We start from the raw sequence: 12726 nt of genomic DNA, 5'->3' as shown, positions 1-12726 counted from the left end.
ACCGACCCTACGCCTCCCCACCGTCGCGGACAAGAGAAGCAGGCCCGCTTTGCCGCATTCAGTTGCTCGGCGCTCAGGCCCAGGGAAAAACCCCGTTAAACCGCCTGCACAGGGCGCCGTCCGAGCTTAGGGCGCGATCACGACTTCGGCCGAGCGGGCCTTGGTCGAGGCCCCCTTCTTGCCGACCGCCTGCACCCGGTTGGCGGCGACGCCGCCGCCGACCAGGGCCGCGCGCAGGGCATCGGCGCGCTTCTGCGCCACCCCGGCGTCGGTGTCGTAGGCCTCGATCCGCACCTTGCCCTTGCTGATCTGCAGGTACTGCGACAGGGCCTTGGCCTGGTTGCTGGCATCGCCCGACAGCGCGGCCTTGCCGGCACCGAAGGCCGCGCCGGAGAAGGTGAAGACCTCGCCGCGCGTCTCGAAGCGCGAGGCCGGCAGCTTGGTGCCGGCGACCAGCTCGGCCTCCTCGCGCGCCAGTTTGGCCGACTTCTGCTGCGCGGCGCTGAGCTTGGCGGTCTGCTGCCCGGCGACGCTGGCCAGGGCCGCATCCGCATCTGCCCGTGCGGCCTGCTCGGCCTCGGCGGCCTGACGCAGGCTCTCGGCCTCCTCGGCCTGGATCTGCGCCTGCACGCGCAGGCGCTCGGCCTCCTGCCGGGCGCGCGCGGCCTCGCGGCGGCTGGCCTCGATCAGCAGGTCGCTGCGGGTCTTCTCCAACTGGTCGACCTGGCGTCGGGCGATCTCGGCGCGGGCCATGGTTTCGGCGATCTCGACCCGGCGCTCGGCCAGGTAGCGCGCCTCGTCGCGCTCCTTGCGCTTGGCGTTGGCGAAGTTGGCCACCGCCTGCTGCGCCTGCAGGCGCTCGTAGGCGGCGACATCGGCGTTGAGCGGATCGGCCTGCAGCGCCACCAGGCGCTGGTTGAGCACGGCCAGTTCCGGGTCGTCGGCGGCCATCGCGCCCAGCGGCGCCAGCAGCAACGCCAGCAGGGCCAGGCGGCGCATTCCATGCAGGGCGCGGCTCATGGGCGGCCCTCCCCGGTGCCCAGGGTCTGTTGCAGTTGGGCCACCTCGGCCTGGCGCTGCTTCAACTGTGCATTGGCCACCGCCTCCTCGCTGCGCGCGCGCGCCAGGTCGGCATCGGCCGCCACGCGCAGGGCCAGCTGCGGTGCGGTCTTGCGCTGGCGGCGGTCGAGCGCGGCCTGTTGCGCCTGTTCCAGGCCCTGGCGGGCACTGGCCAGCAGGTCCGGCGCGTACTGGTCGGCATCGGCCTGGACCGCACGCTGCACCGCCTGCTGCGCGGACAGCAGCTCCGGCGAAGCCACTTGGGCGAACGCGGCCGGCGCGGCGAACAACGCCAATGCGCAGGCCATCACATACTGCTGACAACGGAAGTGTGCGAAGCTAGTTTTCATCTAGGGGGGCCGTGGACGGAGACGTCGGTCACGGCCATTGTCGGAAGCCTGTGGCGCGCTTGCAACGGGCGATTGCGGATCGTTGGGGAACCATTGCGCATGGATATCGGCTATTTCCTGAAGCTGATGACCGAAAAGAACGCCTCGGACATGTTCCTGACCACGGGAGCACCGGTCTATATCAAGATCGAAGGCAAGCTGTACCCGCTCGGCGCCACCGGCCTGCCGCCGGGCATGGTCAAGAAGATCGCCTACTCGTTGATGGACGAGGGCCAAGTGCCGCAGTTCGAGCGGGAGCTGGAATTGAACATGGCCATCGCCCTGCAGGACGCCGGGCGTTTCCGCGTCAACGTGTTCAAGCAGCGCGGCGAGGTCGGCATGGTGATCCGCGCGATCCGCAGCAAGATTCCCAGCATCGAGGAACTGCACCTGCCGCAGGTGCTCAAGGACGTGATCATGACCCCGCGCGGGCTGGTCCTGGTGGTCGGCTCCACCGGCTCGGGCAAGTCCACCTCGCTGGCGTCGATGATCGACTACCGCAACAGCACCACCACCGGGCACATCCTCACCATCGAGGATCCGATCGAATACCTGCACAAGCACAAGCTGTCCATCGTCAACCAGCGCGAGGTCGGCCTGGACACCCACGCTTTCCACAACGCGCTGAAGAACGCGATGCGCGAGGCGCCGGACGTGATCCTGATCGGCGAGATCCTGGACGCGGAGACCATGGAGGCAGCCATCGCCTTCGCCGAAACCGGACATCTGTGCCTGGCCACCCTGCACTCCAACAACGCCGACCAGACCATCGAGCGCATCCTCAACTTCTTCCCCGAGAGCGCGCACAAGAACGTGCTGATGAACCTGTCGTTGAACCTGCGCGCGGTGATCTCGCAGCGCCTGGTCAAGGACAACACCGGCCGCCGCCGGCCGGCGTCGGAAGTGCTGCTGAACACGCCGATGATCCGCGACCTGCTGCGCCGCGGCCAGGTCCACGAGATCAAGCAGGCGATGGAGGAGTCGCTGGAGGAAGGCATGGAGACCTTCGACCAGTGCCTGTTCCGCATGGTCAAGCAGGGCCAGATCGAGCAGGAGGAAGCGCTGCGCGCGGCCGACTCGCGCGACGGCCTGGCCCTGAAGTTCCGCCTGTCCGAAGGCGGCAGCGGCGAGCACGATCCCTACGCCGATTACGACAGCGGCCCCAGCGCCGCGCCGCGCATCACCCACGGCTTCGTCTGAGGCCTCGCCGTGTCGTCGTAGGCGCGGCTTCGGCCGACCGGGTTTTGCAGCTCGTTGGTCGCGGTGAGCCATGGCAACGGCGGGGCCTGGACCATCGCAGACCGCTGCCGAGACGTCCTGCCGCGACCAGCGCCCCCACGCACCTGCGCGCCAGGTGCGGCCCCGCGCTCTGCAGGGAGCGGCTTCAGGGCAGTTCTAATAACGACGAAAGGCCATTTGTAGGAGCGGCGATACATCATGCCGAACCGCGGCAATACCGCGTTATTCGAGGCGCCCTTCAGGCGCTATGAACGAAGCAGCGATTCATCCAGCAAACTGCAGTCGGGACTGAAGTCCCTCCCACAGTGCACACAGTGAGTTCGCCGCACGCTCCTGTGGGAGCGACTTCAGTCGCGACGCGCGAAGACCGGAACGTCCGACGAGTTGCCGTTTGCCGTCGGGACTGAAGTCCCTCCTACAGTCTCATGCTCATCGATGCGGCAGGGGGGGCGGCGGCGGAGGCCGACCGCGCATCAGTGGCGCCCGGTCGCGGCTGAAGCCGCTCCTACGAGGCAGCAGGACGCGCTGCGCATCGGGTACGACACAGCGGGGTTCACTGCGCGTCCGGCTGGTTTTCCGGGCGCGCCGCGTCGAATGCCGGCAGCGCCAGGCAGGCGCGCTCGATCCGCTCCAGGGTCGGGTAGACCTGCAGATCCACGCCGAAGCGCCGCGCGTTGTAGAGCTGCGGCACCAGGCAGCAGTCGGCCAGGCCCGGCTGCTCACCGTGGCAGAAGCGTCCGGTGTCGGGCGACTCGGCCAGCAACTGCTCCAGCGCATCGAAGCCGGTCTGCATCCAGTGCCGCATCCACTCTTCGCGCTCGGGTTGCGGCACGTTCCAGGCGCTCTCGAAGAACTGCGTCACGCGCAGGTTATTGAGCGGGTGGATGTCGCAGGCGATCAGTTGCGCCAGGCCGCGCACGCGGGCGCGATCGATCGGCGCGTCCGGCAGCAGCGGCGGCTCCGGCCAGCGCTCGTCCAGGTACTCCAGGATCGCCAGCGATTGGCGGATCGGCTGACCCTCGTGGCACAGGGTCGGCACCAGCTCCTGCGGATTCAACCGCGCATATTCCGGCGAGTGCTGCTGGCCGCCGTCGCGCACCAGATGCACCGGCAGCGACTGGTAGGCCAGGCGCTTGAGCTCCAGCCCGATGCGCACCCGGTACGCGGCACTGGATCGCCAGTAGGTGTAAAGCTGCAGTGCCTCGTCCATGCCCGCCTCCGTCTGCGCAGTCGACAACGATACCGGTGGACACCGGCGGCGCGGCGCCGCCGGTCGCCCCGGCAGCGCCGCCGGCCGGGTCAGGGTAGCGGCGCCTGCTCGATGCGCTGCTCGATCGCGCCGAAGATGCTCACTCCGTCACGATCCAGCATCTCGATCCGCACCACGTCGCCGAAGGACATGTACGGCGTGCTCGGCTTGCCGTCGCGCAGGGTTTCCACGGTGCGCTGTTCGGCGAAGCAGGAGGCGCCGCGCGTGGTGTCCTGGTTGGCGATGGTGCCCGAACCGACCACCGCGCCGGCCGCCAGCGGCCGGGTCTTGGCCGCGTGCGCGACCAGCTGCGCGAAATCGAACTGCATGTCCTCGCCCGCTTCCGGCGCGCCGAACCAGGCGCCGTTGATGTGGGTCAGCAGCGGCAGGTGCACCTTGTTGCCCTGCCAGGCCTCGCCCAGTTCGTCGGGGGTGACGAACACCGGCGACAGCGCCGACCGCGGCTTGGACTGCACGAAGCCGAAGCCCTTGGCCAGTTCCGGCGGAATCAGGTTGCGCAGCGACACGTCGTTGACCAGGCCGATCAACTGGATGTGCGCGGCGGCCTGCGCCGGGCTGACCGCCATCGGCACGTCGTCGGTCACCACCACGATCTCGGCTTCCAGGTCGATCCCGTAGTCCTCGCTGACCACCTTGACCGCATCGCGCGGGCCGTAGAAGCCGGCGCTGACCGCCTGGTACATCAGCGGGTCGGTGTAGAAGCTCTCCGGCACCTCGGCGCCGCGCGCGCGGCGCACGCGCTCGACGTGCGGCAGGTAGGCGCTGCCGTCGAGGAACTCGTAGGCGCGCGGCAGCGGTGCCGCCAGCGCGGCCATGTCCAAGTCGAACTGGCCGTCGGCGCTGCCGTCGTTGAGCGACTCGGACAGCGCGTTCAGGCGCGGCGCGAGGTTGCTCCAGTCCTCCAGCGCGCGCTGCAGGGTCGGCGCGATGCCGGTGGCGCGCACCGCGCGGGTCAGATCGCGGGACACGACGATCAGGGTGCCGTCGCGACCGCCTTCCTTCAGGGAACCTAGCTTCATGTCCGTCCAGTGCCGGGGGCTGAGCCGGCGATTGTACGGCCAGACGCCGGCTTGGTTTCAACTGAAACGGACCCGGATTTTGTGCAGCGCGCCAATTCAGGTACACTGCCCGGGTCTGCATGCGGCCGTCCGTTTCCCTCAGGGATCGCCGGCGAGGCCAGGATCGCAACGATCCGACTCGCCCGCCCCGCCCGACGCCTTTCGTGGTGCCGACGAACCCCAGCCTCGCGCTGCGGGTTGATCCACCCTCTCGCAGCGCGGTTCACGGGAACGCTCCGAGCCTCACCTACTTGCGTCTGCGCGCCGGGTCCGTCCCGGCGTCGGCGCGTTATCCGGAGCATTCTCATGTCGTTCGAATCCCTGGGCCTTGCGCCCTTCCTGCTGCGCGCGTTGGCCGAGCAGGGCTACGAAACCCCTACCCCGATCCAGGCGCAGGCCATTCCCGTCGCCCTGGAAGGCCATGACCTGATGGCCGGCGCGCAGACCGGCACCGGCAAGACCGCCGCGTTCGGCCTGCCGCTGCTGCAGCACCTGGGCACTTCGCCGCAGTCGGTGGGCCCCGGCCCGCGCAAGCCGCGCGCGCTGATCCTGACCCCGACCCGCGAACTGGCCACCCAGGTCCACGACAGCCTGCGCGGCTACAGCAAGTACCTGCGCATCCCCAGCACCACCATCTACGGCGGCGTGGGCATGGGCAACCAGCTCGACGCGCTGCGCCGCGGCGTGGACCTGCTGATCGCCTGCCCGGGCCGCCTGCTCGACCATCTCGAGCGTCGCAGCGTGGACCTGTCGGGCATCGAGATCCTGGTGCTGGACGAAGCCGACCGCATGCTCGACATGGGCTTCCTGCCGTCGATCAAGCGCATCCTCGCCAAGCTGCCCAAGCAGAACCGGCAGACCCTGCTGTTCTCGGCCACCTTCGAGGAAGGCATCAAGCAACTGGCCCGCGAGTTCATGCACGACCCGCAGGAAATCCAGGCCACCCCGAGCAACACCGTGGCCGACACCATCACCCACCGCGTGCATCCGGTGGACGGTGCGCGCAAGCGCGAACTGCTGCTGCACCTGCTGGCCGCCGACTCGCGCAAGCAGACCCTGGTGTTCGCCCGCACCAAGCACGGTGCCGACAAGCTGACCATGTTCCTGGACAAGTCCGGGCTGAAGACCGCGGCGATCCACGGCAACAAGAGCCAGGGCCAGCGCCTGCGCGCATTGAGCGACTTCAAGGCCGGCCGCATCACCGTGCTGGTGGCGACCGACATCGCCGCGCGCGGCATCGACATCGACCAGTTGCCCAAGGTCATCAACTACGACCTGCCGATGGTCGCCGAGGACTACGTGCACCGCATCGGCCGCACCGGCCGCAACGGCTCGACCGGCGAGGCGATCTCGCTGGTGGCGCAGGACGAGGCCAAGCTGCTGCGCGCGATCGCACGCATGCTCAAGCGCGAGATGGACATCCGCGACGTGCCGGGCTTCGAGCCGGTCACGCCGATCCGCTGGGGCAACAACAACCCGCCGGACGAGCGTCCGGGCGGCCAGCGCCCGCCCCGTCGCGGCAGCCACGCCCGTCGCGGCCATGGCGATGCACCGGCGCACGCGCATGCGCACGCCGGCAGCAAGAAGCCCGGCGGCAGCCACGCCGACGGCGCCCGTCGCCAGGGCCAGGGCCGCCGCCACGGCAACGGCGGCGGCAACCGCCCCGCCGCGCCGCGCTGATCCGTCCGCGGCCACGCGCTGCGCACGCACTCAGGCCGCCCTTCGGGGCGGCCTTTTTTGTCCGCTCCACCCGGCATCGCGCATGTCGCGACGCCCTGCCGCACGACGGCGCCGTCGTCGTCGCGCGGCACCGGCAGCCCGCCATGCCGCTCCAGCCCTGACCGTACAATGCTCCCCATGGATATCTTCAAAGTCTTCACCCTCGAAGCCGCGCACCGTCTGCCCAACGTGCCGCCCGGCCACAAGTGCGCGCGCCTGCACGGGCATTCGTTCCGCATCGAGCTGCACGTCAGCGGCGAACCCGGCGCCGAGAGCGGCTGGGTGATGGATTTCGGCGACATCAAGGCGGCGTTCCGCCCGCTCTACGACCAGCTCGACCACCACTACCTCAACGACATCGAGGGCCTGGACAACCCCACCAGCGAGCGTCTGGCGGTGTGGATCTGGGACCGGCTCAAGCCGGCACTGCCGCTGCTGAGCGAAGTGGTGGTGCACGAGACCTGCACCTCCGGCTGTCGCTATCGCGGGCCGGGCTGAGCAAGGCTGGGATTGGGGAGTGGGGAATCGGGAATCGCAAGGACGGCACTGCGACGGCTGAGGGGCTAATGAGGCTGGCCGGCTGTGCGGGGCGCGCGCATTGCCGCTTGCCAGAGACGCAGAGATGCCCAGCGAGCGCGGGGAAATTGCGCCAAGTCTTTGATCCGAAAGGCAGCTTGAACGAATCCTGAGCGGCTTCAGAAAATTTTGTTGCATCGCAGCAGAATGGGCGTATGTTGCACTGCAACAGCAGTCGGCATTCCAACGGAGTTGCATGATGTCCGCTCAATTCAACGATCAGTTCAGCAGCTACACCCAGCAGTTCGCCGCCGCCGCGGCGCGTGCCAACCGCCTGGCGCTGGAGAGCGCCGAGAGCGTGTTCGGCGTGCAGTTGAAGACCTTCGAGAAGAACGTGTCGGCCACCACCGGCTTCCTCGGCGAACTGACCGAGGCGCGCGATCTGGGCACCGTGCAGGCGCTGTGGCCGAAGGGCCTGCAGATCGCCCGCGACAACTTCGAGCGGCTGGCCACGGCCAACCAGGAAGTGTTCGGCCTGGGCCTGAAGGCCTCCGAGGCCATCGGCCAGCTCGCCAAGCACCAGTTCGAAGCGGCGACCGAACAGGCCGCGCCGAAGGCGAAGCCCGCCGCCAAGTAACACCAGTTTTCGACGTCGCTGCGGTTCGCCGCCCGACGCACGCTCGGTCTGCATGGGTCCCTCCCCCCGTGCAACCCAAGGCCCGGTAGATCCCTCCCTCTACCGGGCCTTTTTTTGTGGGCGGGATTCGGGAGTGGGGATTGGGGATTTGCCGATTACGCGCGTTTCGGCGTTCCTGGCTTTCTTTGAGGAAAAAGCTGCCGCACCGATGCTTCATTGGTGGGGCGTCGGGACTGAAGTCCCTCCCACAAAACCCGCCTAGGCAGCGGCTCAGCCGGGCGACATGCCCGCCCACGGCTGCAGTGCCGCAGCCAACTGCTCGGCCTGCGGTTGCGGGCGATACGGCAGGCGCCCCCAGCACGGCATCGGCAGGCGCGCGCGCAGCATCGCCATGTTGTCGTCGATGCGCTCCATCGCCGGGTCGATCTCGTTGCCGATCCAGCCGATGCACTGCAGGCCGTCGGCGGCGATCGCCGCGGCGCTGAGCCGGGCGTGATTGAGGCAACCCAGGCGCAGGCCGACCACCAGCACCACCGGCAGCCGCAGCGCCCGCGCCAGATCGGCCTGGTCCAGCGTCGCCGACAGCGGCGCCGCCCAGCCACCCACGCCTTCCACCACCACCACGTCGGCCTGCGCGCGCAGGCGGTCGAACGCGGCCGCGATCGGCGCCAGCTCCATCTGCACGCCGGCATCGGCGGCGGCCAGTTCCGGCGCCAGCGGCAGCGGCAGCGCGTACGGATTGAGATCGTCATAGCGCGGGCGTGGCGTGCTGGCCTCCTGCAGGGCCAGTGCGTCCTCATTGCGCCAGCCCTCGGCCTCGCGCGTGCAGCCGCTGGCCACCGGCTTCATGCCCACCGCGCGCTGGCCGCGCGCGCGCAGGGCATGCAGCAGCGCAGTGCTGGCGATGGTCTTGCCGATGCCGGTATCGGTGCCGGTGACGTAGAAGGCGGGAACAGCCATGCGAACGAAACCCTGTCGGTTGGCCGGCGGGACGCGCGGCGGCGCGCAGGATAGCCGGGCCCGCCGCGCGCGTCAGCCGCCGCGGTGCCGGCGGAGGCATCGCGCTGCTAGACTCGCGCGATGTTCGCCTCGTCCTCGCTCACCGGCAGCAAGCCGGAACAGTACGCCCAGTTGCTCGACCAGGCCCGCGCCCTGGTCGCCGGGGAGCCCGACCGCATCGCCAATGCCGCCAATCTGGCGGCGCTGGTGTACCACGCGCTACCGCGGCTGAACTGGGTGGGTTTCTACCTCTACGACGGCAAGGAACTGGTGGTCGGGCCGTTCCAGGGCCTGCCGGCCTGCGTGCGCATTCCGCTGCACAAGGGCGTGTGCGGTGCGGCCGCCAGCAGCGGCCAGACCCAGCGCATCGACGACGTGGAGGCGTTTCCCGGGCACATCGCCTGCGATGCGGCCTCGCGTTCGGAACTGGTGGTGCCGCTGCTGCGCGACAGTGCGCTGGTCGGCGTGTTCGACCTGGACAGCCCCGACCTGGCCCGCTTCGACGCCGACGACCAGCGCGGCCTGGAAGCGATCGCGCAAGTCTTCGTCGACAGCCTGCGATGAGCACCACCAAGCTGCGCAACATCGGCCCCAAGAGCGCGGCCTGGCTGCGCCAGGTCGGCGTGCGCACGCAACAGGACCTGGAGGCGGCCGGCGCGGTCGGCGCCTTCGTCAAGGTCAAGCGCGCCGGCTTCAAGCCCAGCCTCAATCTGCTGTACTCGCTGGAAGGCGCGCTCAGCGGCTGCCACTGGCAGGAACTGTCCGAGGCACGCCGCGCGCAGTTGCTGGGCGAGCTGGAAACCGCGACGGCGGCGCTGCCGGCGCAGCGCGGCCTGCCGGTCGCCGGGCCGGTGGCGACCACGCATTTCGACCGCGACGACACGCGCGGCGACGACGCTGCCGACGACGCCTACGCGCACGACACGCACGACACGCCGATGGGCGACCAGCACGGCGACGACGACGGCCACGGCCCCCACGCCGACTAGGGCGTGGCCTCCATCCCCGGGCATTCCGCGCCGTGATTGCGCATGCCGGTGACAAGGGAAGCGGGAGAACCGTGGGCGTCAGTTCACGCCCGGGCAACGACGCGGCACCGGACACATGCACTCATCCCCCTGCTGCCTGGCCTGGCAGGCGCGCCGCCGGCGCCGTGCGACTCGACCCGACCACCAGGCGCTGCGCCTCTCAGCAGCGGCGCGCCTGCCAGGCCCAACGCAGTGCACTCGCGAGTGGATGACACGCCCTGGCCGCGCGGGCGGCGGCGATCGCGTACAATCGCGCCGCTTCAAGGTGACCCACCGGCTCCGGCCAGCGGGTTGAAACGGGAAGCCGGTGCGTCTTGCGACAAGGCCGGCGCTGCCCCCGCAACGGTAAGCGATCCGCGCTGACGACCTGCGCCACTGTGCCTCGGCATGGGAAGGCGTCGCAGCCGGGAGGTCCGCCTCCCCGATCGCGAGCCCGGAGACCGGCCTTGCAGTTCACTGGTTGCGATGCGGAGGGCGTCGCGGCGTGCCGCGCCGTGTCCGGCGCCGTCCGCTTGCACCTTCCGTTCGCGACTCCCTTGCCGTCACAGCGCGCAGCCGCGCGCCGGAGTTGCCACCCATGTCGTCCCGCCTGCTTTCGGTCGCGATCGCGTCCGCCCTGTCCCTGCCCGCGCTGGCCCACGCCGCCGATGCCGCCACCGACCTCGACCAGGTCCTGGTCACCGCCACCCGCACCCAGATCTCGGTGGAGGACAGCGTGGTCCCGGCGCAGGTCATCGACCGTGCCGAGATCGAGCGCAGCCAGGCCACGTCGCTGGCGCAACTGCTGCAGGGCCGCGCCGGCATCGGCCTCTCCAACCAGGGCGGCCTGGGCAAGCTGACCACGCTGAACCTGCGCGGCAGCGAGTCGGACCACGTGCTGGTGCTGGTGGACGGCGTGCGCATCGGCTCGGCCAGCGCCGGCCTGGCCGCGTTCCAGGACCTGCCGCTGAGCCAGATCGAGCGCATCGAGATCGTGCGCGGCCCGCGCTCGAGCCTGTACGGCTCCGACGCGATCGGCGGCGTCATCCAGATCTTCACCCGCCGCGGCGGCCAGGGCTTCCAACAGAACCTGAGCCTGGGCGGCGGCAGCCACGGCCTGCGCGAGGCCGGCGCCGGCTTCAGCAACCGCGGCGAGCGCGGCTGGCTGGCCGTGCAGGGCGGCTACCAGAAGACCGACGGCATCAATGCCTGCAACGGTTCGGCCACGCTGTTCGCCGGCTGCTTCGTCGACCAGCCCGACCGCGACGGCTACCGCAACGTCTCGCTGAGCGCGCGCGGCGGCTACGCGCTGACCGACACGCTGCGCATCGAAGGCCAGGCGTTGAACATCGACAGCCGCAACGAGTACGACGGCGACGCGCTGTTCGCCGGCAACGAGGCCGACAACACCCAGCAGGTGTTCAGCGGCAAGCTCGACTGGACTCCGTCCGATCGCCTGCACCTGGCCGCGCAACTGGGCCGCAACGTCGACGACGCCGACAGCTACTACCGTGCGCCGGGCGCACGCACCCGCAGCTTCGTCAGCACCTTCGACAGCCGCCGCGACACCGCCGCGCTGCAGGGCGACATCACCCTGGCCGAAGGCCACCTGCTCAGCGTCGGCAGCGACTGGCAGCGCGAGCACGTCGCCAGCAGCACCGCCTTCGACGTCGACAGCCGCGACAACACCGGCGTGTTCGCCGAGTACCAGGGCCGCTTCGGTGCGCAGCAGGTGCAGGCCAGCGTGCGCAGCGACGACAACGAGCAGTTCGGCGAGCACACCACCGGCAGCCTCGGCTGGGGTCTGGCGCTGGACCATGGCCTCAAGCTCACCGCCAGCGTCGGCACCGGCTTCAAGGCGCCGACCTTCAACGACCTGTACTACCCGTTCGCCGGCAATCCGGACTTGAAGCCGGAGCGCTCCAAGAGCGGCAACCTCGGCATTGCGCAGTATGCCGACAGCTGGAACTGGACCTTCAACGCCTACGAGACCCGGGTCAAGGACCTGATCTCCTACGACGCGGTCAGCTTCCTGCCGGTCAACGTGGACGAGGCGCGCATCCGCGGTGCGGAACTGACCGGCTATGCGCTGCTGGCCGGCTGGGAACTGTCGGCACAACTGAGCCACACCGACCCGCGCAACCGCAGCGACGGCGACAACCGCGACAACTGGCTGGCGCGCCGCGCGCAGAACACCGCGCGCCTGGACGTGGACCGCGGCATCGGCCCGGTCAAGCTCGGCGTCACCGTCTTCGGCAGCGGCCACCGCTTCGACGACGCGGCCAACCGCGTGCGCCTGGCCGGCTACGGCACCGTCGACCTGCGCGCGGAGTACGCGTTCACCCCGGACTGGACGCTGCAGGCCAAGGCCAGCAACGTGTTCGATCGCGACTACCAGACGGTGAACTGGTACAACCAGCCGGGCCGCGAATACGCGCTGACCCTGCGCTACGCGCCGGCAGCGCGCTGAGCCGGCGTCCCGCGCTGCGCCGATGGCGTGGCGCGGGACGACAGCGCGGACATCACGCGTCTTTTTTTGTAGGAGCGGCATGTGCGAACACACTGGATGTAGATGCGTGCAGTCTCGAAAGCACGCAGGCCCGATGCATCGCGCAGTTGGGCGCCCGCAATGCGGGCCGTTGGCTGTCGAACGCAAACACCCGCCCCCGTGTTCATGCATCGCGGCGCAAACCTGACAGTTCAGCGACCGCTACGCGCCCGGACCCTCACCCCAACCCCTCTCCCGGGGGGAGAGGGGCTTACTGCGTCCTGCGCTGTAGGAGCGGCTTCAGCCGCGACGGGCGTTCTCGGGAACGCCCGTCGCGGCTGAAGA

General features: G+C 69.7%; 12 protein-coding genes and 1 riboswitch. Of the genes, 7 read left to right on the top strand and 5 right to left on the bottom strand.

The genetic code is table 11. From position 1 onward, the window contains the following. Positions 1 to 126 precede the first annotated feature (126 nt). Positions 127 to 999, bottom strand: coding sequence for a hypothetical protein (locus PIQ37_RS07490; protein ID WP_342073132.1), 873 nt, complete (start codon positions 997 to 999; stop codon positions 127 to 129). A gap of 17 nt (positions 1000 to 1016) precedes the next feature. Then, positions 1017 to 1409 carry a DUF4398 domain-containing protein gene (locus tag PIQ37_RS07485; protein WP_026144112.1) on the bottom strand — a complete coding sequence of 131 codons (393 nt, stop codon included), beginning with the start codon at positions 1407 to 1409 and terminating at the stop codon, positions 1017 to 1019. A 99-nt stretch (positions 1410 to 1508) separates the two neighbouring features. Between PIQ37_RS07485 and PIQ37_RS07480 the strand changes: the two genes are divergently transcribed. Continuing rightward, positions 1509 to 2648, top strand: coding sequence for a PilT/PilU family type 4a pilus ATPase (locus PIQ37_RS07480; protein ID WP_342072978.1), 1140 nt, complete (start codon positions 1509 to 1511; stop codon positions 2646 to 2648). Positions 2649 to 3240: 592 nt separating this feature from the next. Here the strand turns inward: PIQ37_RS07480 and maiA are convergent. Further along, positions 3241 to 3897, bottom strand: coding sequence for a maleylacetoacetate isomerase (maiA, locus tag PIQ37_RS07475; protein WP_342072977.1), 657 nt, complete (start codon positions 3895 to 3897; stop codon positions 3241 to 3243). An 89-nt stretch (positions 3898 to 3986) separates the two neighbouring features. After that, complete coding sequence (locus PIQ37_RS07470) at positions 3987 to 4976, bottom strand: fumarylacetoacetate hydrolase family protein (protein WP_017908490.1); 990 nt, start codon at positions 4974 to 4976, stop codon at positions 3987 to 3989. A 345-nt stretch (positions 4977 to 5321) separates the two neighbouring features. Between PIQ37_RS07470 and PIQ37_RS07465 the strand changes: the two genes are divergently transcribed. From PIQ37_RS07465 to PIQ37_RS07455, 3 genes are all read left to right on the top strand, one after another. Further along, complete coding sequence (locus tag PIQ37_RS07465; RefSeq protein WP_043093333.1) at positions 5322 to 6695, top strand: DEAD/DEAH box helicase; 1374 nt, start codon at positions 5322 to 5324, stop codon at positions 6693 to 6695. Positions 6696 to 6872: 177 nt separating this feature from the next. Next, entirely contained in the window at positions 6873 to 7232 is a 360-nt protein-coding gene (gene queD, locus PIQ37_RS07460) for a 6-carboxytetrahydropterin synthase QueD (RefSeq protein ID WP_017916250.1), read from the top strand. 277 nt (positions 7233 to 7509) lie between these two features. Beyond that, complete coding sequence (locus tag PIQ37_RS07455; protein WP_026143664.1) at positions 7510 to 7887, top strand: phasin family protein; 378 nt, start codon at positions 7510 to 7512, stop codon at positions 7885 to 7887. A 270-nt stretch (positions 7888 to 8157) separates the two neighbouring features. On the opposite strand, the gene bioD is transcribed toward PIQ37_RS07455, so the two are convergent. Next, a complete protein-coding gene (bioD, locus tag PIQ37_RS07450) occupies positions 8158 to 8847 on the bottom strand; it encodes a dethiobiotin synthase (protein ID WP_342072976.1) in 690 nt (229 codons plus the stop codon). Between the two features lie 120 nt (positions 8848 to 8967). Between bioD and PIQ37_RS07445 the strand changes: the two genes are divergently transcribed. From PIQ37_RS07445 to btuB, 3 genes are all read left to right on the top strand, one after another. Next, complete coding sequence (locus PIQ37_RS07445) at positions 8968 to 9450, top strand: GAF domain-containing protein (protein WP_160948164.1); 483 nt, start codon at positions 8968 to 8970, stop codon at positions 9448 to 9450. Then, positions 9447 to 9875, top strand: a complete 429-nt coding sequence (locus PIQ37_RS07440; RefSeq protein WP_342072975.1) for a TfoX/Sxy family protein — start codon at positions 9447 to 9449, stop codon at positions 9873 to 9875. Before PIQ37_RS07445 ends, PIQ37_RS07440 begins: the two co-directional genes overlap by 4 nt. A gap of 285 nt (positions 9876 to 10160) precedes the next feature. After that, positions 10161 to 10377: riboswitch (cobalamin riboswitch) on the top strand. Between the two features lie 114 nt (positions 10378 to 10491). Continuing rightward, positions 10492 to 12363, top strand: coding sequence for a TonB-dependent vitamin B12 receptor (gene btuB, locus PIQ37_RS07435; protein ID WP_342072974.1), 1872 nt, complete (start codon positions 10492 to 10494; stop codon positions 12361 to 12363). The last annotated feature ends 363 nt before the right edge of the window (positions 12364 to 12726 follow it).

This window comes from Xanthomonas protegens, assembly GCF_038442435.1.
Classification (GTDB): Bacteria; Pseudomonadota; Gammaproteobacteria; order Xanthomonadales; family Xanthomonadaceae; genus Xanthomonas_A; species Xanthomonas_A sontii.
This window is presented reverse-complemented; position numbering and strand designations above follow the sequence as displayed.

Excerpts from the sequence above, each read along its gene's own strand:
- PIQ37_RS07490 (WP_342073132.1), bottom strand. The coding sequence starts at position 999 with ATGCGCCGCCTGGCCCTGCTGGCGTTGCTGCTGGCGCCGCTGGGCGCG.
- PIQ37_RS07485 (WP_026144112.1), bottom strand. The coding sequence starts at position 1,409 with ATGAAAACTAGCTTCGCACACTTCCGTTGTCAGCAGTATGTGATGGCC.
- PIQ37_RS07480 (WP_342072978.1), top strand. The coding sequence starts at position 1,509 with ATGGATATCGGCTATTTCCTGAAGCTGATGACCGAAAAGAACGCCTCG.
- maiA (WP_342072977.1), bottom strand. The coding sequence starts at position 3,897 with ATGGACGAGGCACTGCAGCTTTACACCTACTGGCGATCCAGTGCCGCG.
- PIQ37_RS07470 (WP_017908490.1), bottom strand. The coding sequence starts at position 4,976 with ATGAAGCTAGGTTCCCTGAAGGAAGGCGGTCGCGACGGCACCCTGATC.
- PIQ37_RS07465 (WP_043093333.1), top strand. The coding sequence starts at position 5,322 with ATGTCGTTCGAATCCCTGGGCCTTGCGCCCTTCCTGCTGCGCGCGTTG.
- queD (WP_017916250.1), top strand. The coding sequence starts at position 6,873 with ATGGATATCTTCAAAGTCTTCACCCTCGAAGCCGCGCACCGTCTGCCC.
- PIQ37_RS07455 (WP_026143664.1), top strand. The coding sequence starts at position 7,510 with ATGTCCGCTCAATTCAACGATCAGTTCAGCAGCTACACCCAGCAGTTC.
- bioD (WP_342072976.1), bottom strand. The coding sequence starts at position 8,847 with ATGGCTGTTCCCGCCTTCTACGTCACCGGCACCGATACCGGCATCGGC.
- PIQ37_RS07445 (WP_160948164.1), top strand. The coding sequence starts at position 8,968 with ATGTTCGCCTCGTCCTCGCTCACCGGCAGCAAGCCGGAACAGTACGCC.
- PIQ37_RS07440 (WP_342072975.1), top strand. The coding sequence starts at position 9,447 with ATGAGCACCACCAAGCTGCGCAACATCGGCCCCAAGAGCGCGGCCTGG.
- btuB (WP_342072974.1), top strand. The coding sequence starts at position 10,492 with ATGTCGTCCCGCCTGCTTTCGGTCGCGATCGCGTCCGCCCTGTCCCTG.